This window comes from Psychrobacter sp., assembly GCF_041554015.1.
GTDB lineage: Bacteria > Pseudomonadota > Gammaproteobacteria > Pseudomonadales > Moraxellaceae > Psychrobacter.
In genome coordinates this window covers 36,544-58,765 of sequence record NZ_JBFFMS010000003.1, presented here as the reverse complement: position 1 = coordinate 58,765, position 22,222 = coordinate 36,544, and the positions used below count along the sequence as shown (strand labels likewise).

The 22,222-nt window shown below is 44.3% G+C and carries 16 protein-coding genes; 5 read left to right on the top strand and 11 right to left on the bottom strand.

All coding sequences use genetic code 11. From position 1 onward, the window contains the following. Window positions 1-117: 117 nt before the first annotated feature. The 3 genes from ABYU67_RS01985 to ispF all read right to left on the bottom strand — a co-directional run bounded on the left by ABYU67_RS01985 (window position 118) and on the right by ispF (window position 1,906). Window positions 118-648, bottom strand: a complete 531-nt coding sequence (locus tag ABYU67_RS01985; protein ID WP_372843338.1) for a hypothetical protein — start codon at window positions 646-648, stop codon at window positions 118-120. 264 nt (window positions 649-912) lie between these two features. Further along, window positions 913-1,263: a Grx4 family monothiol glutaredoxin gene (gene grxD, locus ABYU67_RS01980; protein WP_372843337.1), complete on the bottom strand. Its 351-nt coding sequence runs from the start codon at window positions 1,261-1,263 to the stop codon at window positions 913-915. Between the two features lie 109 nt (window positions 1,264-1,372). Beyond that, window positions 1,373-1,906 (bottom strand): 2-C-methyl-D-erythritol 2,4-cyclodiphosphate synthase, encoded by a 534-nt coding sequence (gene ispF, locus ABYU67_RS01975; RefSeq protein ID WP_372843336.1) that lies wholly within the window; start codon window positions 1,904-1,906, stop codon window positions 1,373-1,375. Window positions 1,907-2,162: 256 nt separating this feature from the next. Here ispF and mnmA point away from each other — a divergent pair, with 256 nt between their 5' ends. Continuing rightward, complete coding sequence (mnmA, locus tag ABYU67_RS01970) at window positions 2,163-3,389, top strand: tRNA 2-thiouridine(34) synthase MnmA (RefSeq protein ID WP_372843335.1); 1,227 nt, start codon at window positions 2,163-2,165, stop codon at window positions 3,387-3,389. Between the two features lie 115 nt (window positions 3,390-3,504). Continuing rightward, window positions 3,505-4,896, top strand: a complete 1,392-nt coding sequence (gene purB, locus ABYU67_RS01965) for an adenylosuccinate lyase (RefSeq protein ID WP_372843334.1) — start codon at window positions 3,505-3,507, stop codon at window positions 4,894-4,896. A 142-nt stretch (window positions 4,897-5,038) separates the two neighbouring features. On the opposite strand, the gene ABYU67_RS01960 is transcribed toward purB, so the two are convergent. Next, on the bottom strand, window positions 5,039-5,221 hold the full coding sequence (locus ABYU67_RS01960; protein WP_372843333.1) for an NF038104 family lipoprotein: 183 nt from the start codon (window positions 5,219-5,221) through the stop codon (window positions 5,039-5,041). A gap of 152 nt (window positions 5,222-5,373) precedes the next feature. On the opposite strand from ABYU67_RS01960, the gene ABYU67_RS01955 reads away from it, so the two are divergent. Then, window positions 5,374-6,546, top strand: coding sequence for a JmjC domain-containing protein (locus ABYU67_RS01955; RefSeq protein ID WP_372843332.1), 1,173 nt, complete (start codon window positions 5,374-5,376; stop codon window positions 6,544-6,546). A gap of 158 nt (window positions 6,547-6,704) precedes the next feature. Here ABYU67_RS01955 and guaD read toward each other — a convergent pair whose 3' ends face one another. The 7 genes from guaD to ABYU67_RS01920 form a co-directional block, all read right to left on the bottom strand. Beyond that, window positions 6,705-8,162: a guanine deaminase gene (guaD, locus tag ABYU67_RS01950; RefSeq protein WP_372843331.1), complete on the bottom strand. Its 1,458-nt coding sequence runs from the start codon at window positions 8,160-8,162 to the stop codon at window positions 6,705-6,707. 220 nt (window positions 8,163-8,382) lie between these two features. Next, window positions 8,383-9,366, bottom strand: coding sequence for an XdhC family protein (locus tag ABYU67_RS01945; RefSeq protein WP_372843330.1), 984 nt, complete (start codon window positions 9,364-9,366; stop codon window positions 8,383-8,385). Beyond that, a complete protein-coding gene (gene xdhB, locus ABYU67_RS01940) occupies window positions 9,359-11,929 on the bottom strand; it encodes a xanthine dehydrogenase molybdopterin binding subunit (protein ID WP_372843329.1) in 2,571 nt (856 codons plus the stop codon). The genes ABYU67_RS01945 and xdhB overlap by 8 nt, the downstream gene beginning before the upstream one ends. A 157-nt stretch (window positions 11,930-12,086) precedes the next feature. Further along, window positions 12,087-13,742 carry a xanthine dehydrogenase small subunit gene (locus ABYU67_RS01935; RefSeq protein WP_372843328.1) on the bottom strand — a complete coding sequence of 552 codons (1,656 nt, stop codon included), beginning with the start codon at window positions 13,740-13,742 and terminating at the stop codon, window positions 12,087-12,089. A 757-nt stretch (window positions 13,743-14,499) separates the two neighbouring features. Further along, on the bottom strand, window positions 14,500-15,189 hold the full coding sequence (locus ABYU67_RS01930; RefSeq protein WP_372843327.1) for a 1-pyrroline-5-carboxylate dehydrogenase: 690 nt from the start codon (window positions 15,187-15,189) through the stop codon (window positions 14,500-14,502). An 11-nt stretch (window positions 15,190-15,200) separates the two neighbouring features. Then, window positions 15,201-18,458 carry a bifunctional proline dehydrogenase/L-glutamate gamma-semialdehyde dehydrogenase PutA gene (gene putA, locus ABYU67_RS01925; RefSeq protein WP_372843326.1) on the bottom strand — a complete coding sequence of 1,086 codons (3,258 nt, stop codon included), beginning with the start codon at window positions 18,456-18,458 and terminating at the stop codon, window positions 15,201-15,203. A 743-nt stretch (window positions 18,459-19,201) separates the two neighbouring features. Then, the gene (locus ABYU67_RS01920; protein WP_372843325.1) at window positions 19,202-20,497 is read right to left on the bottom strand and encodes an NCS2 family permease; all 1,296 of its coding nucleotides are present in this window, start codon (window positions 20,495-20,497) and stop codon (window positions 19,202-19,204) included. Between the two features lie 512 nt (window positions 20,498-21,009). Between ABYU67_RS01920 and tolQ the strand changes: the two genes are divergently transcribed. Together tolQ and tolR are read left to right on the top strand one after the other, a co-directional pair. Next, on the top strand, window positions 21,010-21,741 hold the full coding sequence (gene tolQ, locus ABYU67_RS01915) for a protein TolQ (protein ID WP_372843324.1): 732 nt from the start codon (window positions 21,010-21,012) through the stop codon (window positions 21,739-21,741). Continuing rightward, window positions 21,738-22,196: a protein TolR gene (gene tolR / locus ABYU67_RS01910; protein WP_372843323.1), complete on the top strand. Its 459-nt coding sequence runs from the start codon at window positions 21,738-21,740 to the stop codon at window positions 22,194-22,196. The genes tolQ and tolR overlap by 4 nt, the downstream gene beginning before the upstream one ends. Window positions 22,197-22,222: the final 26 nt, after the last annotated feature.

The window sequence follows — 22,222 nt, the reverse complement described above, 5'->3', positions numbered from 1 at the left end:
AGGTTAGATAGCCGGTAATTATAACAATTTTTTGCCGCTTAAAAAACGTTAGAACAAAAACTATTAAAATTAAGTTTGAGCATCAGCAAACATAGCCATCAATAGTCTAATAAACAGCTATGAGTTACCAGGACTGAGCGGTACAATTTGGTCTGATTGACCACTGCTCAGCATATGCTGACTGCCATAACCTTCTGGATTGATCTGTAAATAGGCATTCATCAGACCAATAGCATCACCATCATCACTGGCTAAAATCTGCTCTTTAATCATGTCAACGGGCGGTAGTAGCAGGTTTTTTAATAATGCTAAACGCTGCTGATTGTCGCCTTTATTAACGACCAGCTCAATCAGTTGACGCGCATCGATGGGCAAATCTGGCGTATTTTGTGCCAATAGCGCCAAATGATAGGCACCAGCAGTATCTTGATCAGCGACGATACGCTGTTCAATCGCAATATAAGTGGCTTCGGTAGCACCGCCTGCCACACTCAGCTGATGGATACATTTAAGGGCAGAATTTGGCTCACAATCTGCAATATCGATAATACGTAGTGATTCAGTTTTTAGATGCTCGCGACGTTTTTCAATCGCAGCTTGCTCGGCATCTTGTGTTTGTGCTGCTTGGCTGTTTAACTCTTTAGTCATAGAAGGCTCTTATTATTGATTGAGTGTGTCAGTATTTCTCAATGCTTCGCTGCTTCGATGTTTCAAACATCGATATTAAGAATAATATGGGGACAAAGTTGGCAAAAACAATTTACTTTAAACAATTGAACGTGCTGCCTATCAATATTAAAAAATAAAAATCCGAGCCACCTTTGATAAGGTAGCTCGGATTTGGAGCTTAAATGTGAACGTTACTTATATCAACATTCAAATATCAAACGCTAATATATAGTATGTTAGATATTAAGCAGCTGGGCTGTTTGCTTCTACCAATGGCTTAAGCTCGCCTGATTGGTACATTTGCAAGATGATATCTGATCCGCCCATCAACTCGCCATCGATCCACAGCTGCGGAAAAGTTGGCCAATTGGCGATTTGTGGTAACGTTGCACGGATCTCTGGGTTTTCTAAGATATTGACAAACGCAAATGGACGACCAATTTGCGTTAAGACTTCAATCGCTTTGGCAGAAAAACCACACTGTGGAAACTGTGGTGTGCCTTTCATATACAAAATGACTTTGTTGTCTTTGATTTGGTTACGAATCAGTTGTTCAATATCATTGGCAGCCGTATTTGGGGTTTGCTCGCTCATAAAAACTCCTATTTATATAAAAGACATTTAACATTAAATTTTTCGTTTGGCTGCTATATGGGGCAGTATCAACCAGATTGCAAGTTATTTTGATAGCTGGCAGCCATAATCATAGGCTCTGATCTGCTATTGTAGATGAAACGCCAGACGCATTCGGCACCAATAATACCACGGCATTGGCCATAATACCCTCTTGGCGACCGGTAAAGCCCAATTTTTCAGTGGTGGTTGCCTTTACACTGATATTACTCACATCGGTCTGCAAGTCGCTCGCGATATTGGCGCGCATGGCTAAATTATGCGGTGCCAGTTTGGGGCGCTCACACATCACGGTGATATCAGCATTGCCTAACATATAACCGGCAGCCAATACTTTTCCATACACATAACGAAGCAATACGCGCGAATCTAAACCAGCATTTGCCGCATCGGTATCTGGAAAATGTTGCCCGATATCACCGAGTGCCAAGGCGCCAAGCAACGCATCGGCAAGCGCATGCAATACCACATCACCATCAGAGTGCGCAAGCAAACTGTGCGTATGATCGATCGGCACACCTGCCAGCACTACATATTGCTGCTGCTGACCGTTGTTATGAAACGCATGAACATCAATACCTTGACCAATTTTTATCATTCTCATTCCAAATAAATTAATGGTGATTAGGATAATTGAAAACCATTATCTAAATTTTTAAAGCGGTTTTATAGCCAGTAAGATGCCATAGCTCGCCACCAGTTTCAATTAACTGGTATAATATGACGCTTATTTTATCATAATACCCAGTCTAAAAGAAAAACCGGCACTAGCAACTTGCTCAGCTTATCATGATAGCTCCTGCATTTAGCGTCTGTGCCATTATAAATCTTGGACAAAGTATAAATAGTTGAGCCGCTTTATGTCAGCCATACCAAACGCTTCTAACACCTCAGTCTCTGCTGCTTTTGACGCCCATCGTCCCTTAACGCTTGCCGATATCGATAACCCTAGCACTAAGCATGTGATTGTCGGGATGTCAGGCGGAGTCGACTCTTCTGTCTCTGCTGTATTACTTCAGCAGGCAGGCTTTGTGGTCGAAGGTCTTTTTATGAAAAACTGGGAAGAAGATGACGGCACGGAATACTGTACCGCGATGGATGACTTGGCTGACGCGCAAGCAGTGTGCGACAAAATTGGCATAAAGCTGCATACCGCCAACTTTGCCATGGAGTATTGGGATCGTGTTTTTGAGCATTTTTTAGCAGAATATAAAGCCGGACGTACACCCAATCCAGACATCCTATGCAACAAAGAGATTAAGTTTAAAGCATTTTTAGACTATGCCTTGACGCTTGGCGCTGATTATATCGCTACTGGTCACTATACCCGCCGCAGTGTGAATTATGAGAATAGTAATGGTATTGAAGTAGCGCAGCTGCTGCGCGGACTTGATAACAATAAAGACCAAAGCTACTTCTTACATGCCGTAGGCGGTGATAAAATTGCCAAAACTTTATTTCCAGTTGGTGAGCTTGAAAAGCCAGTGGTACGTCAAATCGCTGAAGAGCATGACCTGATTACCGCCAATAAAAAGGACTCAACTGGTATTTGTTTTATTGGCGAGCGCCGTTTTAAAGACTTTTTACAGCAGTACTTGCCGGCACAAAAAGGCGATATCGTCACTGACGATGGTCATATCATTGGTACGCATGACGGTCTGATGTATTACACCTTAGGTCAGCGCGGCGGTATCGGTATTGGCGGTGTCAAAGACCGTCCTGAAGAGCCGTGGTTTGTGCTCGCAAAAGACCTAGATAACAATCGTCTTATTGTCGGTCAAGGTCACGAGCATCCTATGATGCTGAGCAATGAGCTGCAAGCTTATAAGCTTGATTGGATAGACGGTCTACCACCTACTGATATCTTTAGTCCTGATGGTTTGCGCTGTATGGCAAAATCTCGCTACCGTCAGCCCGACCAAGCCTGTACTGTATTTGCTAGCAATGAAGACGGCTCTGAGGTACGAGTCGTTTTTGATGAGCAACAACGCGCCGTTACCCCCGGTCAATCAGCCGTATTTTATATCGATGAGGTTTGCTTAGGTGGCGGTGTGATTGCCGCTATTGATGCGCCTTGTGGATTTTAAAGCTATTTTTCTGTAAAAATTAAACGTTGTATTATTTGTTAGTTTGTAGTCATTCTTAATTTCCAACCCTTCTGATCACTACTTGTTACTACTTGACACTACTTAAGGTATCTTTATGAATTTACTTACCGCCCTATCCCCAATCGATGGCCGTTATGCATCTAAAGCCGACAGCTTACGCCCTTATTTATCTGAATTTGGTCTAATTAAAGCCCGCGTCACGGTTGAGATTCGCTGGTTACAGTCATTAGCGGAAAACAATGCGATTGGTGAATTGGCAGCATTTGATACCGAGACCAATGCGTTTTTGAATGCTATCGTTGATGATTTTAGCGAAGCTGATGCACAAGCGATTAAAGATATCGAAGCAACCACCAACCATGATGTCAAAGCGGTTGAGTATTTTATCAAAGACAAATTCCGTGGTCAGGCAGCGCTTGAAGATTCATTAGAATTTATTCATTTTGCTTGTACCAGTGAAGACATTAACAACCTATCTTACGCATTAATGCTAAAAGACAGCCGCGACATCGTCGTTGCCAAAATGCAGCAAGTCACAGATAGCATCGTTGACTTAGCAATTGCTCATGCTGACCAACCGATGTTATCACGTACGCATGGTCAAACTGCTAGCCCGACAACTTTAGGTAAAGAGATGGCAAACGTCGCTTATCGTCTAGCCCGTCAAATCAAGCAAGTCGGTGAAGTTGAGCTACTTGGTAAAATCAATGGTGCCGTTGGTAATTATAACGCCCATTATGCTTCATACCCTGATGTTGATTGGCAGACCCATGCTGAGCAATTTATCAATGAGCGTCTAGAATTGACATTTAATCCGTACACCACGCAAATTGAGCCGCACGATTATATCGCTGAGTTGTTCGACGTGGTAAAACGTTTTAACACTATTCTTATCGATTTCAACCGTGATATTTGGCAATATATTAGCTTAGGCTATTTCAAACAGCGCCTAAAAGATGGTGAAGTTGGCTCTTCTACGATGCCGCATAAAGTCAATCCAATTGATTTCGAAAACTCTGAAGGTAACTTGGGCGTAGCCAATGCAATGCTTGCTCACTTAGGTGAAAAACTGCCAATTTCACGTATGCAGCGCGACTTGTCTGACTCTACCGTATTACGCAATATCGGTGTTGGTTTGGCGCAAAGTATGATTGCTTATGATGCGTGCCTAAAAGGCGTAGGCAAACTTGAATTAAATGCCCAGCGTCTAAACGATGATTTGGACAGCGCCCAAGAAGTATTGGCAGAGCCGATTCAAACCGTGATGCGTCGCTACCGTGTTGAAAACCCATACGAGAAGCTAAAAGCTCTCACCCGTGGTAATGCGATGACCCGTGAAGCCATGCTGACTTTCGTTGAGAGCGATGAGCTGTCTGCGGTGAGCGATGCTGATAAAGCGCGCCTACGCGAGATGACACCAGCGACTTATGTGGGTAATGCGGCTGAACAAGCACGCACGATTAAAGAGTGGATTGCTAAAATTTAACTGGCAACCAGCTCATCTTTATAAAGTGTGAAAAAGCTATAAATGAGCACTCATTTATAGCTTGATAAAAAACCTTACTCTAAATGCTATAAGTTATCTTTAAAGATGCGTCTTTGAAAATACATAGCTTTTGGGTAAGGTTTTATTTTTTATCTTCATCATCACTGTCACCCGGTATAATAGCCTTGCCTACAGCAACCGTACCCTTTACCACGCCTTTAGTGGTTTTATAAGCGATTTTGGCAGGTACTGTCACTATCTTATGCACACAGGCTTGTAATAAAAACACACTGACGATAATGACGATAAAATGCAGTTTTTTCATAAATACCCTAAGAATTATTGGATGCTCTGATAATAGTCTTTAATACTATGATAGTAGCTATCAGATGGATTATCATCATAAACTATTAGAGCTGCCCTATAAAGCATCCCTCGTTACTTCTCTGATACCCATTTTCAAATACGGATTTACCCATGACTTCTATACTCATTTGTTTACCAGATTCCATCACACCAGAACAATTTTTAAATGACTATTGGCAAAAAAAACCGCTGTTGATTAAGCAAGGCCTACCACAATTAATTGGTATGTTTGAGCCAGAGGATATTTTAGGCTTATCAATAGATGAAGACGCGACCGCAAGGCTACTCACTCAAGCTGCCAGCAAGCAAGACGGTCAGCCTCAATGGCAACTTAAAAAAAGCCCGCTAGCTGAAGCAGATTTTGATAGTTTGCCTGAGCAATGGTCGGTATTGGTACAGAACCTTGAGCAATGGTCGCCGGAACTTGGCGCTCTCTGGCAAGCGCTTGATTTTATCCCGCAGTGGCAGCGCGACGATATTATGGTCTCTTATGCGCCAAAAGGCGGCTCAGTTGGCAAGCATTATGATGATTATGATGTGTTTTTAGCGCAAGGTTATGGCTCTAGACGCTGGCAGTTGGGTAAGTTTTGTGATGAGCAAACCCAATTTGTCGCCGATGAGCCAATACGTCTATTTGATGATATGGGCGAGATTATCTTTGATGAGATATTAGAAGCCGGTGATGTGCTGTATGTACCGCCAAAGTTAGCGCATTTTGGCGTGGCGCAAGATGATTGCCTAACCTTCTCATTTGGCTGCCGTCGTCCGAACTTGATGCAAATCATTGACAGCCTTGCCGATGTGGCAACCAATGACAGCGCTTTATTTATCCCGATGTTATTGCCACAAGCTGTGCAAGCATCAGGTGAATTAAAAACCGACAGTGTCGAGGCGATTAAAACGCAATTATTACAACTACTCCAATCTGAGCGCGGTGATACGATTATTCGCCAAGCTGTGTCTGAAGTGGTCAGCAAGCGTCAATATGATGTGCTCGTCCCTGAAGAATCGCTAACGACCGATGATATGATAGCTGCATTGGCAGCTGGCGCGACGTTACAAGCCGATTATAGCAATCGCTTGTTATATACCCAAGTGGATAATGACATCGTTTTATATGCCAATGGGCAACGCCTAGATGATTTGCATGAAACATCTATAGCACTACTCGTGCGCTTATCGAATGGCGAGCATTTAACCCTTGACGATATGGAAGGGGTTGACCCTGACGAAGTCATGGAGTGGCTAGAAAATGGTTGGATATGGATGAATCATCCAGAGTAATGACATAGTCTTTAGTTAATTCTACAGCACATTGGCTATTAAGCACTATCTAAGAAACATCAGCGTCTATTTACTAAGATTTAAATGTCTTAATAAATAGGCGTTGATTTTTATGTAAAAATTCTTATTTAAGCTAAAAATACTTTCAACACTTCCCTTTATGCAGCAACCGCCTTTTTATAACGACTCACGCCAGCGATAATCGTTTCTTCAATCACTCTATCATCACCTAACATCATCAGCACAAATAACTGCTCATCAAGCGACTTGGTCTGTGTCATACGGCGCTCCATTAAATCAGTACCACCCATATCTATCACCACAAAATCTGCTTCTTTATTCGGCATAAAGTTACCGATTTTATTATCTAATAACAGTGACTGCGCGTTGCCTAAAGTAATTTGATATAAGCCTTGATGCGCCGATAGCGGATTACTCTGTAATTGCTGAACTTTATAGGCTTCTGATAACGTAGTAAGCATCGATAAACTGGTACCTGCACCGACGTCGGTTGCGATACTGACGCCGGTATAACTTAGGGTTTTGGATAAATCAAACAGTCCACTACCTAAAAATAAATTGGACGTCGGGCAATGAGCTATTTGGGTGCCAGTATCACGTAGCACTTCATACTCCGATGTCGAGAGATGGATACCATGCGCTAGTGTCGTATGCCGACCAAGTAAGCCCATATCGTGATAAACGTCGAGATAACCTTTATGGTTGGGGTAAAGCTCACGTACAAAGGCAATTTCATCAAGGTTTTCAGCCAGATGTGTTTGTAGATAAACGCTGTCATAGCTGCGATATAGCTCACCTGTCATTTGCAATTGCTTCGGCGACGAGGTAATGGCAAATCTTGGCGTAATCGCCACATGCTGACGTCCTCGCTCATGCCATTTATCAATGATATTCTGCGTATCGCGAATGCCCTGCTCTGTTGGCACACATAGACGCTCAGGGGCGTTTTGATCCATCAATACATTACCCGTAATCATACGAGTATTCAGACGGCAGCTTTCGTTAAAGAACGACTCTACTGACTGCGGATGACTGGTAGAGAACACTAAGGCGCTCGTTGTGCCGTTAGCCAGCAGCTGCTTTAAAAAGAATTTTGCGGTATCATCAGCAATCTTTGCATCGCCAAAATTGGCTTCAGTCACAAAGGTATAGTTATTCAGCCAATCAAGCAATTGCTCACCAAACGCAGCAATCATATCTATCTGCGGATAATGCACATGAGTGTCGATAAAACCTGGCATGATAAGCTTATCTTTATAATCATGAATCTGTACTGGTGCTTTGGCTTCTTGACTACTGGCGTTGCCGTACTGCGACATAATTGAAGTACAATCACCATAACCTACCACACGACCAGTTGCATCATCGACCACCAAGGCACCATTGGCAATATACTCAGGATAAACCTTGACCCCTGCCACCACCGGCAGCAAGGTAACGTTTTTATCGACCACCGTAATGCTAGGTCGCTCAGCATTGGTTAAATGAGCATCAGTTAAAGCATCTGTCTCTAAATGAGCACGCTTGGCTCTGGTGGCCAGATTCTCTTCTGTTAAATAATGCAGCAACTGTGCTTGATAAATATGTATAGTCATAAAAAATCTCACAATAAAGGATAAGTATGTTAGTTAAAGATTCATCCACATCATCTGTCTACCCAAGTACAAGCACATAAATATAGGCACATAAATACAAGCACAAAGTTACTGAGCGCAGCCTACATCTTGTGATGGCTGACAAGCTAAAACCAAGGTCTTAATGCATTTAGGGCAGATAGATGAAGAATGAAAAACGGCTAATTAGGGTTTATGTTGGTTATAAATCATGATAAAGCTGCATCATTTGCGCCGCGATAGAGATAGCGACCGCCATTGGCTCTTTTCCGCCCGTATTAAGACCGATTGGCATGGTCAGTTTATCAACGACCTGCTCACTATAGTCACGCTGTAGTAAGCGATCTCTAAAACGCTTGGCTTTGGTCGCTGAGCTGATACAGCCAAGATAAGGCAAGAAGCTGCTATCTATGCCTGTTTTCCCATAAGCATCGAGCGTGGCACGTACCAAATCAAAATCAAGGCTGTGATCATGAGTCATGACCAGGATAAAATACTGAGTACCCTTTTTTGTTGATGCATTCAAAGCATTTTGAATGCTTTTAGCGACAAACGGTTGGATAAAATCAACCGGATCTTCATCAATATGCGGGCGAATATGAGGAGGCAATTGATAACTCGCTTGCCCCTCTGCAGTATCGGCATTATAGGTCAAATACCGCTCAAACATCTCAGCTCGGCTGTCTACCCAGTCAACTTGACAAGGCAGCTCAGCAAGAATACTCATCAATGCAGCCGCTACATGTCCTGCACCAAATACCAGTAAGGTCATGGGCGGCGTCACATTAAAGCATTCAAACATTACCGTGACGCTACCACCGCAGCATTGAGCCAATGTAGCGCCCAATGGATAATGCTTGGTATATACGGCATCACGGCTTACTGCGTGGGCCTTTGCAGACTTGCCCTCTTTTAATGGCTGGGTACTTCTTGTTTCAGTCATATCAAGCTCGCCATTTAGCAACTGCCGAGCAGTTGTTGTCACGTCATGTTCGAGGCTGCCGCCTCCTAAGGTGTCACAGCATGCATCAAGCGTCACAATCATTTTGGATTGAAGCTCACGAGGTGCTGAGCCATTGACCGCAATGACAGTGGCCAAAACATGTGCAATACCTTGCTGCTGATAGTGCGCCAGTCCGTCATACCATTTTGTTAGGGGCATCGGTGCGATGAGTGACTTATTCACTATGCGCCGGTCCACGAGCCGTTGATACATTTGGGTTTTCTATCGCTTCAGGCTGATCATCCGTTAACTTGCCGACGACTTCTGGGGGATTAATATCTTTGCCATGTGCGACCTGCTGCGGCTTGACTTTATCATCATCAATACCGCCATCATCATTGGTTACTGTCAGACTTGCGATCGTACCAGTATCCGTTTTGACAGCGATATCCCACGCTTGACCCTGCATACGCATGACAGATTTTAATACCGCTTCTGGCGTTGCCGGCATGGTCAGCTCAGGGTTTTTCTGATAACCCCCTAAGCTTGCAACCGCGTTATTAATCGCGCACCAAACACTAGCCGCTAGCATAAATGGTGGCTCACCAACGGCTTTGGAGTTATAAATGGTCTGCTCTTCATTTTTACGTTCAAACAGCTTAACGCTCCACTGTTTAGGTAAATCATGGGCGGTTGGAATTTTATAATTGGCAGCGCCATTGGATGCAAGGTTGCCTTTCTTATCCCAAACCAGCTCTTCAGCGGTCAACCAGCCCATACCTTGCACAAAACCGCCCTCAATCTGCCCGATATCAATCGCAGGATTGATCGACTGCCCCACATCATGCAAGATATCGCAGCGCAATACTTTATATTCACCCGTTAGGATATCAATCTCAACCTCAGAACAAGACGCGCCCAAGGCAAAGTAAAAGAACGGACGACCCCATGCTTTTGAGCGATCATAAAATATCTTGGGGGTTTTGTAGTAGCCAGTAGACGACAAGCTAACGCGGTGCTGGTATGCCAGCAATACCATCTCTGCAAAGGTCAGTGTTTCTTTATCACCGATATGGACATGATTGCACTCAAATTTGATATCTGCTGCATTTACGTCAAAATGTTCAGCAGCAAACTCAACCAAACGCTCTCTGATGATAATACAAGCGTTCTGCGCCGCTTTACCATTGATATCAGTGCCTGACGACGCCGCCGTTGGCGAGGTATTGGGTACTTTATCGGTACGAGTTGCGGTTACCTTTACGGTATCCAAATCTACATCAAATTCATTAGCAACGATTTGGGCAATCTTAATATATAGCCCTTGCCCCATCTCAGTACCGCCATGATTGATCTGAATGGTGCCGTCAGTATAGATATGCACCAGAGCACCCGCTTGATTTAGCATCTGCACTGTAAATGAGATACCAAATTTGACCGGCGTTAACGCCATACCATAACGTTTGTCACTGCCCTCAGCTTCCGCTTTTTGATTGGCGGCTGTGATTTGCGCGCGGCGCTGATCATACTCATTATCATCGGCAAGCGTCTGCATAATGGTTGCCAAATCAAAGTGCTCAATCGGCTGCCCATAATGGGTACTTTGACCATTTTGATATAGATTTGCCAAGCGTACCTGCAGAGGATCTTTGCCCAAACTATAGGCAATATCATCCATCATATATTCAGCGGTCAGCAAACCTTGGGGACCACCGAAACCTCGATAAGCGGTATTTGATACCGTATGCGTCTTGCAGCGATGACCTGCGATTTGCGCAGCTGGATAATAATAGGCGTTGTCACAGTGGAACATTGCCCGATCGACGATGGCATCCGACAAATCTGGTGAATAACCGCACAGCCCTGACAATTGCATATCAACGCCAAGTACTTGACCAGCATCATTGACACCGACCTCATAGCGATTGGCAAATTCATGGCGTTTACCCGTTACCACCATGTCATCTTGGCGGTCTAAGCGCATACTGACCGGCACATTATGACGTTTGGCAACGATACCGCACAGACAGGCCCATGCTGCCGCTTGGGTTTCTTTACCGCCAAAACCACCGCCCATGCGGCGCACTACTGTCGTCACCGCATGAAAAGGCAAATCAACCACTTCTGCGACCAGCTGCTGTACCTCACTCGGGTGCTGTGAAGAGGTATAGACTTCAAGTCCGCCATCATCGCAAGGGACGACATATGACACCTGCCCTTCCAAATAAAAATGCTCTTGACCCAGCATATGGATGTGCCCAGCGATACGAATAGGCGCACCCTCAAGCTCAGCCTGAGCATCGCCGCGGGTCATAAAATGACTTGGACGCACAAATTGTTCTTGCTTTAGCGCCTCATCAATTGTCAAAATCGCCGCTAATGGCTCATATTCTACAATAGCCTTAAGCGCGGCTTTCTTGGCCGCACGGTGACTGGTGGCAACCACCGTAAAGAGCGTTTGACCGACATATTCTGTAATTTGATCGACCATCAGGGGATCGCCATCAAACACAGGGCCAATATCCGTTTTGGCGGGTAAGTCTTTAAAAGTAATGACGTCGATTACCCCGTCTGCTGCTTGTACGGCACTCAAATCCATACTTAAAACACGAGCATGCGCGTGGGCACTTTTACCTATAGCCAAATGCAGGGTATTTTGTGGTTTTAGCATATCGTCTACATAAGTAGCAGTGCCCATGACATGGCTAACGGCACTGTCATGTTTGGCTTGGCTGCCAATCTTATCTTTTGGTGGACGTTGTCTGCGGGTACTATATCTGTCAAATAATGAAGAATGGTGGCTCATGATGGCTCTCTCTTATATTTTTAGCAAAACCTATCGATCTAGCAATAGCGTTTTGACGGTATCTTTTGGTGATGCAAAAGTGAGTTTAGTAAATACAGTCAAATAAGTTTTAACAGGACTGTCTACTCAGCCTCTGCCGCGTCTACTTTTTATGTAGTTACGCATCGACCGTTTGCACATCAGCAATCAATTGCTTGCCGCACTTAATGATTAGCCGCTGCATCACATGCATACGATACTCTCGGCTGGCTCTCACATCGGTCATCGGCGAGACATCTTTAGATAGCATTTGTGCCGCTTGCTCAAAGCTGGCAACATGCGCCGCTTGCCCAATCAGGGCCTCTTGACACTCTACCGCCAATAAAGGTATCGCTGCCATACCCCCAAGTCCAAATTTTGCATTTTGGATAGTCATACCATCCATTGACAAATCGAGTCTCGCCGCCAGCAGACAAGCTGAAATATCATCTTCGTAACGCTTACTAATTTTATGAATATAGAGATACTGATGCTCTTGCATCAGCGGAATATGAAGGGCAACCACGTAACTACCCGCTCGCAGCTTGGTCTTTTTGTAATCTAAAAAGAAGTCTGATAAAGGGATAATCTCATCAATATAAGACACTTGATTTGAGTGGTCATTTTGAACATTGATATCGTCAGAGGCGCTGTTAATAGTAGCGCAATGACGCAAATGAATATGAGCATCTAATGCTAATAGCACGGGAGGCAAATCGCCAATCGGCGAGGCATTAGCGACGTTACCGCCGATGGTGCCCATATTACGGATTTGCGGAGAAGCAATACGTTCAAATAAATTGGCAAATTCAGGAAAATGCTGCTCAAGGACTGGGAACATGCTCTTATAGCTCATGCCAGCACCCAATACTAAAGCTTGTACTTCGCTAGCACCAGTTGACTGCTCATCCGTATTTAAGCTTAGAGCCTGTAGCGACCAAGATTTTAGCTCATCAATCGCCGACAGTTGTACGATAACATCGTGATCGACCAGATGCTGCGTCACACTCAAGCCCAAGTCCGTACCGCCTGCCCAAATGGTCGCTTTTGGCTTAGCTGCTAGTACTTGATTCAGCTCATCAATCGATTGCGGAATAAACAGCGTGCGCGAATCTTGTGTCAGTGCAGGTTCGATGAAGTTGGTTGTTGTTACTGAAGATAAAGGCTGCTTATGCTTGCTGCTTGCCATGGCATCGGTTGCCAAATGAATGCTTAAATTTTTTGCTGCCGTTTTATCCGTATCTCTTTGCTTACCGATAGCACTCATTGCCAAGCCCGCCTCAATAATCGGACGATAGCCCGTACAGCGGCACAGATTCCCTGCGATAGAAGCCACGATATCATCGTAGCTTAACTCATCTGTGATTGTCCCCTTTGCAACTTGCAAACGATGATTCTCGTAGGTACTGGCTAGCGTCATCACAAATCCAGGCGTACAAAAGCCGCACTGCGAGCCATGGCATTCGACCATCGCTTGCTGCGCAGGATGCAATAAAGCACGTTCTGGATGATGTTCAGGATTGTCCGCGATATAAGCGGCCGTCATCAGATGATGACCATCCATCAATGACAGTAGCGTGATACAGGCATTCAGCGTATAAAAGGGCGCATCAGCAGTATCTGCACTGCTGGGTAAGCGCTGCGCCATCACCGTGCAAGCGCCGCAGTCGCCACTACCGCAGCCTTCTTTAGTATCAGTCTGGCGTTCGTGCAAGCGCAAATACTCAAGCACCGTAGTATTCGGATTGAGGTCAGTTAATTGCTTATATTGGCCGTTCAAATAAAAATGAATCATAGCAATGCTCAGCTGTCAGAATAAAAGGAAGATAAAAGACTGCTTTATCTTTAATCGAATAATAAAAACTTAACAATCAGTATCTTAAAGGATATGCGCACACAGATACGCTGCCCTTAAGTGAGTACTTAATTACCATGTTAATAAATTTATACGATGATGATCATCATACCTACATCAATACTGAAAGTTATAACTGTATTGAATAAGCTGACTGCCTATCTGACTACTGACTTGCTCAGGCTTAATCTGTTTGCGGTTTGAGCTTTTTTATTTACCAATGATGCATATACATCTTTAGTAAATATAAAAGCATTATTATGGGTTTGAGTGACATCTTAGTGATGACTCTATCGGAAAATCGAGGGATATAAGCACCGCTAAAGCATCCTATGCAGGCTTAGATTATGTCAACATTCCGTGTTACACGTACTTATCAACCTTTTAGTCAATAATTGCTGACTAAGCGGTTAACTTATATTATCACCATCTTTGTTTAACTTACAACTCAAAAAACACCTTATTTTGGTCAAAAATCCAAGAAAATTCATTACTAAAGTTGGTATTTAGTAAAAAGATCTGTCTTTTTTACCCTAAATGTACGCATAAAAAAACGATCAGCAATTACTCACCAAATATTTGGGAATAATAACTGACCGTCATTTTTACTATTCAAACTATTTCTGTACCGCTACTGACATCCTTTTAGTTGTCTATAAGAATATCAATGGCCTGCCCTAAATTATTGCTGTGTCTGCTATGTACCAAGCTCTAATAAGCTTGCATTTCCGCCAATAGCAGTGGTATTAATGGTTTTCACACGCTCAGTGACGAAGCGGTATAGATAATCAGGCGTCAACATCTCTGAGAAGCCGTCCATATCAGTGACGCTAATAACTTGCGTCAACATACCATCAGTTTTGGCAAGCTCTTGACTGACCGCTTGTACTTCTTGTTTATTACCAGAAACGGCAACTTGCGCAAGGCGATCGATATATAAAAGCGTGACAGTTTGCGAGTCATTGGCGACACTCAGCACATCATCACTGATGCCGCTCTCATAAAGAATCTTTGCCGCTTCAACACACATCTCATCTTGGCTTGGGCAATGCAGTATCACCTCATTACCCGTTAGTAAGGCTGCTAATAATTGCCCAAGTACGGCCATCGCGCGAGCAGATTCGCCGCCAACAACCATGGTCTTACCGCGACCCGTTACGTACAGATCATTTGACTCACCCGTAGCACCAGTCATACGGTGCTCTTCGTCAAGCATGGGGGCGGCGCTCAATAAATGATTGAATAGGCGCTTCGCTTTATTGGCATCACCGGTCAATAATGCCAGTCTTGGTGCCGCTTCTTGCAGATAAGTGGCACGGTTCACGGCGCCAAGTAAACGCCAAGTTTCACAAACTTGGCCATGATTTTTTTTGAATTCAGTCGCCATAGTGCTACTCCTTATGCGATTATTGTTTGAGTACTGGTTGCCGTGGTATTGTCTATCAGAGTTACTTGCTCATCAGCCAATTGCTCTGTCGTTAAGCTCATCAGACGGGCAACATAGTGCGGACCACCTGCTTTTGGACCTGTGCCCGATAGGCCACAGCCACCGAACGGCTGTACGTTAACGACCGCGCCGATCTGGTTGCGGTTGATATAAGTATTACCGACAAAGGCACGGCGCTCAATATGCTCTACGGTGTTTTCGATACGACTATGAATCCCTAAAGTCAAACCAAAACCGGTTGCATTGATGGCATCAATCAGCTTATTTAGATCACGTGCATCATAACGCATTACATGCAAAATAGGACCAAAATGCTCACCGCCGATCACATCGATACTCTTGACTTCAATCGCCGTTGGCAATACAAACGTTGATTGTTCTTGACTGACTTCTGAGCTGGCACTCATCGGTGTCTGTGCCAAAATCGTCGCTGTTGGCTCAGCGCGCATGCGTTCGATATGCGCTTCAAGTCCACGTTTGGCATCAATATCAATCACAGGGCCCACATCTGTGGTTGCATATAGCGGATTGCCAACGACCAATTCAGCCATATTACCTTGTAGCAGCTCAATCAAATCCTCTGCCATCTCTTCTTGCACACACAAGATACGGCACGCTGAACAGCGCTGACCAGCTGAGCCAAAGGCAGATAGCACCGCATCTCTCACTACTTGCTCAGGCAATGCCGTTGAATCCACGATCATGGCATTTTGTCCGCCAGTCTCGGCGATAAAGACCGGCAGCTCACCGCTGACTTGAGCATGAGCGTTTAAGCTTTGGTTGATGCGCTGCGCCGTTTGAGTAGAGCCAGTAAAGATAACGCCTGCGATATTATCAGCAGCAGTCAATGCAGCGCCAACGTCGCCTGCACCAATCACAAGTTGCAACGCTGCTACTGGCACGCCAGCTTGATACATAAGCTGCGCAGCAAAATGGGCAATGAGGCTGGTTTGCTCAGCAGGTTTTGCCACTACAGTATTACCTGCAGCCAGTGCCGCAACCACTTGGCCTGTATAAATAGCCAATGGAAAGTTCCAAGGACTGATACAAATAAAGGTGCCACGGGCTTTATAAACTTGACGCGATGGCTTGCCTGCCAAATCAGTAAACTCATAGACGACATCATCTAGACGCTCTGCTTCATCGGCATAAAAACGGCAAAAATCTACCGCTTCTTTAATCTCATCAATGCTATCTTGTAGGGTTTTACCAGCTTCAACTTGGCATAATGCCATCAGCTCTGCATAGTTTTCTTCATACAATTCCGCTATTTTACGCAGTATCGCCGCACGCTTAGTAGCAGCAACTGCTTGCCACGCGCCTTGTCCAGCGACTGCCGCCGCAATGGCTTGCTGTGCGATAGCAGCATTGGCATAAACGACTTCACCAGCGATGACATCGTGGTTCCAAGGCGCACGTACAGCTTGCTTGTCAAGCGCTTGAGTGTCACCATCTACTGTATTATCAGCGACTGCATTGCCATTAATAACAGAAGTCGCCGACCACGTCTTATGTAAATGGCTGTCGATAGCCGCTTTAAACGGTATCCACTGCGACTCTACAAAGATATTGGGACCAAAGCTGGCTTGGCGCGCACCATAAATAGCCAACGGTAGCGGGATATCTGGATTATGCAGCGTTGCATTGGCAAGTAGCTTGTCATATGGATGCACAGTTAGCTTATCAATCGGATAAGACTTGTCTAATAGCTGATGCACAAACGAGCTATTGGCACCGTTTTCGAGCAATCGACGTACTAGATATGGTAGCAGATCTTTATGAGCGCCAACTGGCGCATAGATACGCACAGGGATTTGATAGGCCTGTAAAATATGGTCATACAGCGCATCACCCATACCATGCAGGCGCTGAAACTCAAAGTCTCTATGCGAGCTCATGGTCATGATTGATGCAAGGGTATGGGCATTATGAGTGGCAAACTGTGGCCAGATTAAGCCGCGCAAATGCTCTGACAATAAAAAGCGTGCACAAGCAAGGTAGGCAGTATCCGTGCCCTCTTTACGTGTCCAAACCGGATAGCCTGAGAGACCTTTTTGCTGAGCAAGCTTGATTTCTGTGTCCCAATAAGCGCCTTTTACCAGACGTACAGGAATGCGGTCGCCAACCTCAGTCGCCAAGCGTGCAAGCCACGCTAAGATGGCAATGGCACGCTTTGAGTAACCTTGAACGACCAAGCCAAGACCATCCCAATCAGCGGTTAGATTATCACGGTATAGAGATTCAAATAATTTTAATGATATTTCAAGACGATCGGCTTCTTCAGCATCAATACTGATGTCGACATTGACCTCACGCGCCGCTTCAATCAACAACAGGCAGCGTTGACGTAGCAATCCCATGACCTGCGCTTCTTGGGTGGCTTCATAGCGCGGGTGCAATGCGGACAACTTGATAGACACTGACGGCTTTGGCATGCCTTCTTTGACCTTGACACTTGCGGTGGCTTTGATCGCATGCAGATAATCGTTAAAGTATTTCTCGGCATCTTTGTGGGTAATTGCCGCCTCACCTAGCATATCGAATGAGTAGGTATAACCTTTATTACGATATGGTTGGCTGTTTTTATTAGCGCCTTCGATGGTTTCGCCAAGGACAAACTGATGCCCCATGATGCGCATGGCTTTTTGCATGGCACTACGAATAACAGGCTCGCCCATCTTCTTGGTCATACGGTCCAAGAATCCAGATGCTGTGGTATCACTATCGATACTCACCACGCGACCTGTCATCATCATGCCCCACGTTGAGGCATTGACCATAAAACCATTGTCATTTTTTAAATGTTTTTTCCAGTCGGCAACGCTCATCTTGTCATGAATCAGCGCATCAGCCGTATAGTTGTCGGGCACACGAATCAAGGCTTCTGCCAAGCTCATGAGCAAAACACCTTCTTGGGTATCAAGGCTATACTCAAGCAATAATGAGTCGACCATTTTAACCGCTTTACCATCATTACGCACATGCTCAACCAGCTGGCGCGTTTGCGTCGCTGCACTGTCACGCTCGACATCCGTTGGTTTGGCAAGTGGCAATAACTGCGTCAACCAGCGCTCTTCATCCACGCTATACAAAGGCGATATACGCGTATGCAGCTCTGCTGCTGACTGAGCAATATAGGCTGGTGACAACAAATCGATCGGATTAAACAAAATCGGCTCTTGCGGGGTAAATTGCTCTACTGGGTTCATAACAACTCCATAACTTGAAAATCCATCATAAGGGATGCGCTGGGGCTTTTTAACATTGAGACACTTTGTTATCGTGACGCTAAGCCTTTGAAATATCTCATTATCTACCCTATCAAAAACGACTTTTAATCACAATCAGCTGTTAGGTAGCGCAAGTGATCTAGCGACGATAAAATAAATGATAATGAGCAGACCAAACGACAGTAATTAAAAACACGAGAAAATCCAGCATAAGCTGGAAAAGGTCAAGTATCTCGTTTGACTGTACAACGGACGACGTCAACAATACAAAGGCAACAACATAAAACTAAGCGGCATTAGTGCCTTCTTCTTGTTCGTAGTGAAAGGAGAGTGTTTGCAATATAAAGTAGCAATATGCAAAGCGGATTCACTGATAAGAAAAACCTCTACGGCGTTGATTGAGGTGATGCGCTTAATATCCGCATATTACCATGAAACAAATTTTCAAACTAACAATATTACGCATTTTAGCCAATTATAATAGTGTTAAAAAACAAACAGTTATTAACGCATTTATAAACGTGACGCTTTGGTTGTAATTTCTGGTTTACTATTCATCATTAATTGTTTTATGAATCAAATAGTTGGCGCTACTGTCTTGATATAATAAGAATATCAAATACCAAAAAGCCCCTCTTATCATTTGATAATAAGAAGGGCTTAACTGACATCTCTATAGCAATATCAATCGTACTTAACAGTGTGCGTCGGTTGATTAAAAACTAGATAAAGATGATTTTAGCCAGTAAGACTGCCGTCAATAGCAAAACAGGAATACTAACATCAGAGAATTTACCAGCCACTACTTTGATGGCAGTATAAGTGATAAAGCCAAGCGCAATACCATCAGCGACAGAATAAGTCAAAGGCGTAAACAATAGCACTACCACGACTGGCGCGGCTTCTGTCAAATCATTCCATTTGACGCCTTTCAATGTCTCCATCATGAGTACGGCGACATAAAAGATAGCACCGGCCGTCGCATATCCCGGAATCATACCAGCAAGTGGTGAAAAGAATAAGCTGAGTAAAAACAATACCCCAACCGTCACCGCCATCAAACCAGTACGACCACCTGCAGCAATACCTGAAACACTTTCAACAAAACTGGTTGTTGATGAGGTACCAAGTACCGTACCTGCTACCGTTGCCGTCGAATCTGCTAGTAATGCTTTGCCCATATTTGGGATTTTACCATCTTTACCAATCAAACCTGCTTGAGTGGTAGTGGCAATCAGCGTGCCTGCTGTATCGAATAAATCAACGAATAAGAAAGCAAAGATAACACTGATCATCGCTACATCAAAAGCGCCAGCAATATCAAGCTGCATCAGTGTTGGCGCAATAGGCGGCGGCGCTGAGATAATACCTGTAAACTGGGTATGTCCTGTGACAAGACTGATAAGCGCGACCAATAAGATACCAATCGTCACCGCACCTGGTACTCTTTTGTATGACAAACCAACAATGACAATAAAACCAAGGGCTGCCATCGCCGGTGAAAACGAGGTCATGTCACCAAGTCCTACCAGCGTCGCATCATTATTGACGATGACGCCTGAGGTTTGAAGCGAGATAAAGGCTAAAAACGCGCCAATACCAGCGACAACCCCTTGTTTGATACTGGTCGGAATAGAATTGATAATGATTTCACGGATTTTAAATAAACTGAGTAGGATAAAGATACAACCTGACAAAAATACTGCGCCAAGCGCCGTTTGCCAAGCATAGCCCATTCCTAAAACCACGCCATAAGTAAAGAAGGCGTTGAGTCCCATGCCAGGTGCTAGGGCCACTGGCAGGCGGGCATAAATACCCATAATAAAACAACCAATCGCTGCGGCAAGACAGGTGGCTACGAATACCGCGCCTTTATCCATACCGGCATCAGCAAGTATGTTAGGGTTGACAAATATGATGTAAGCCATCGTCAAGAACGTGGTTACACCTGCTAAAATCTCTGTTTTGATCGTGGTATTGTGCCCATCGATCCCAAAATATCGTTCAATTGCGTTCATAGGAGTCGCTTCCAAATTGCAGTGAGTAAATTATCATTATCAAATGGTACTGATAAATGTCGCTTCCAAATTGCGACGATAAAGGCCGCTTTTAACTCAAACATAAAAAATACACCTAAATAGCGACGATAAATGACGCTTCCAAATTGCGACTGTAAATGACGCTTATAAACTACGGTTGAAGATGATGTTTTTAATCCTTTAGCCACACAATATTTGCCAAAAATAAAACCACTGTGAAAAATTACAGCAACAAATCATAACACTTTATGAAACTGAATAGATAATTTCAATGAGTGCAATGAACTTTTCAGTGAAAGAGCAAAAAATAGTTGACCATATGGACAATATTATAAAATAATCGCTCTGTCACCATAAATTTTACAAAAAAAATGACTCAGTATGTAATTAACACATTATTAATGATATTTACCAAGATTAGCAGTACACTAGGGGGTTAATATGAGCACCCTATTTTAATGACTATTATTAATTATCCATGAGTCCTTTACATGCCTGAATCCTTAAATATTATCGACCTTATTACTCAAGCGAGCCTGCTGGTTCAGATTGTCATGGCGCTACTATTATTAGCATCGTTACTCAGTTGGGTGATTATCTTTCGTATGAGTGCACGTCTTGGCACTGCTAGAAATTTTGACCAACAGTTTGAGGCATGGTTTTGGTCGGGTGAGGACTTGGCAAAATTGTATCAAGGTATTCAAGGTTCACCTGAGCGCCAAGGACTTGAGCAGATTTTCTATGTTGGCTTCTCTGAATATTTAAGAATGCATAAAAAACGCCAACCAAAGGATGACATCATCGATGGCGTTGAGCGCAAATTAAGGGTTGGTCTAGGTCGTCAGCAGCTACTTTTGGAATCAGGACTGACAACGCTTGCCAGTATCGGCTCTGTTGCGCCTTACGTCGGTCTGTTTGGTACTGTTTGGGGTATCATGAATGCCTTTTTGGGCTTATCACAAAACGAGCAGGCGACCCTAGCTGCTGTGGCACCGGGTATCGCTGAAGCACTGATTGCCACCGCTATGGGTTTGTTTGCTGCGATTCCTGCAGTATTGGCTTATAACCACTTTACCGCCAAATCTGGCCGTTTATATGACTCACGTGCTCTGTTCTGTGATGAGATGACCGGTATGCTCCAGCGCGAAACCAGTAACGAAAGCCCGCAGCCTAGCACTCAAGTAAGCAAAGCCAATCAGGGTACTCAGGTGGCTGGTCTATGAAACAAAGCCCCTATCGCCGTGAGAAAAAAGCGCTGAATGCGGAGATGAACGTTGTTCCTTATATCGACGTCATGCTGGTGCTGCTGGTGATATTTATGGTGACCGCGCCGATGCTAATTACTGGCGTCGATGTTGACTTGCCAAAAGAGCAAACCAACACCATGAGTCAAAGCCAGCTACCCGTCATTGTATCTTTAACGGGTAACGGCGAGATCTTTATCAGTTATGAGAGCAATGTTGACCTACCTGTTAGTGAGCCTGAGCTGATTGATATCCTGTCGACTTTGCAAAGCCAGAGCAGCGATGCCGGTGCACAACCCGTACAAGTAATGATTAATGCTGACCAAAACAATCAGTATGGCGCTATCATGACCTTGATGGCAACATTGCAGCAAGCTGGTATCCAAAAGGTCGGGCTATTAACCGGTGCACCATTGCCTACACCAGCAGTTTAAAGATTCTATACTGTCAAGAAACAGTC

Excerpts from the sequence above, each read along its gene's own strand:
- putA (WP_372843326.1), bottom strand. The coding sequence starts at position 18,458 with ATGAACCCAGTAGAGCAATTTACCCCGCAAGAGCCGATTTTGTTTAAT.
- ABYU67_RS01920 (WP_372843325.1), bottom strand. The coding sequence starts at position 20,497 with ATGAACGCAATTGAACGATATTTTGGGATCGATGGGCACAATACCACG.
- guaD (WP_372843331.1), bottom strand. The coding sequence starts at position 8,162 with ATGACTATACATATTTATCAAGCACAGTTGCTGCATTATTTAACAGAA.
- ABYU67_RS01930 (WP_372843327.1), bottom strand. The coding sequence starts at position 15,189 with ATGGCGACTGAATTCAAAAAAAATCATGGCCAAGTTTGTGAAACTTGG.
- mnmA (WP_372843335.1), top strand. The coding sequence starts at position 2,163 with ATGTCAGCCATACCAAACGCTTCTAACACCTCAGTCTCTGCTGCTTTT.
- tolR (WP_372843323.1), top strand. The coding sequence starts at position 21,738 with ATGAAACAAAGCCCCTATCGCCGTGAGAAAAAAGCGCTGAATGCGGAG.
- ispF (WP_372843336.1), bottom strand. The coding sequence starts at position 1,906 with ATGAGAATGATAAAAATTGGTCAAGGTATTGATGTTCATGCGTTTCAT.
- purB (WP_372843334.1), top strand. The coding sequence starts at position 3,505 with ATGAATTTACTTACCGCCCTATCCCCAATCGATGGCCGTTATGCATCT.
- ABYU67_RS01955 (WP_372843332.1), top strand. The coding sequence starts at position 5,374 with ATGACTTCTATACTCATTTGTTTACCAGATTCCATCACACCAGAACAA.
- grxD (WP_372843337.1), bottom strand. The coding sequence starts at position 1,263 with ATGAGCGAGCAAACCCCAAATACGGCTGCCAATGATATTGAACAACTG.
- tolQ (WP_372843324.1), top strand. The coding sequence starts at position 21,010 with ATGCCTGAATCCTTAAATATTATCGACCTTATTACTCAAGCGAGCCTG.
- ABYU67_RS01985 (WP_372843338.1), bottom strand. The coding sequence starts at position 648 with ATGACTAAAGAGTTAAACAGCCAAGCAGCACAAACACAAGATGCCGAG.
- xdhB (WP_372843329.1), bottom strand. The coding sequence starts at position 11,929 with ATGAGCCACCATTCTTCATTATTTGACAGATATAGTACCCGCAGACAA.
- ABYU67_RS01935 (WP_372843328.1), bottom strand. The coding sequence starts at position 13,742 with ATGATTCATTTTTATTTGAACGGCCAATATAAGCAATTAACTGACCTC.
- ABYU67_RS01960 (WP_372843333.1), bottom strand. The coding sequence starts at position 5,221 with ATGAAAAAACTGCATTTTATCGTCATTATCGTCAGTGTGTTTTTATTA.